Genomic DNA, 609 nt, shown 5'->3' on the forward strand with positions numbered 1-609 from the left:
GACCACCACCACGCCCGGCCGGTCGGGTTTGAACGCGGCGGTGTGCGGCTCGATCTCGTACGCGTCCGCCCCCAGCCAGCCCGTGATGGCGTGCGCCCGCTCGTCCGCGTACGCCTCCTGCTCCGACAACAGGCCGGCCGCGACCATCTGCGCGGCCCACGAGTCGTCCTCGGTGAGCCGGGCGGCGGGCGTGGCGCGGTCGTCCGGAACCCAGTACGCGCGGCTGTCGCCGATCCAGCCGACGGTCAGGATGCCCGAGGCGACGACGGCGCTGACGATCGTGCAGGCCGGCGCGTTCTCGTGGCGGTGCGGGTCGCGGTGGGCCGGGCGGGCCTCCTGGGCCAGCGCGTTGACCGCCTCGGCCGCGGCGATGATCGCCTCGTGCATGGCCTGTTGCGGATGCGTTCCCCGTGGCAGCGCGGTCAGCAGCCGCTCGCCGGCCACCCGGGCCGCGGCGGCCGACGCGTCGTCAGGGCGGGTGGCGGAGGAGACGCCGTCGCAGACGACGGCGACCACGGCGGGCGAACCATCCGGCAACTCCGCCTCCGAGAGGGCGAAGGCGTCCTCGTTGCGGTGGTGTCGCAGCCCGCGGTCGCTGGCCGCGGCGAC

1 protein-coding gene is annotated in these 609 nt (G+C 75.9%); it reads right to left on the reverse strand.

Going from position 1 to position 609, the window contains the following annotated elements:
- A partial coding sequence (locus KUM32_RS36030; protein ID WP_217146122.1) for a PP2C family serine/threonine-protein phosphatase occupies positions 1-609 on the reverse strand: 609 nt, incomplete at both ends.

The organism is Streptomyces sp. AC627_RSS907, from assembly GCF_019049165.1.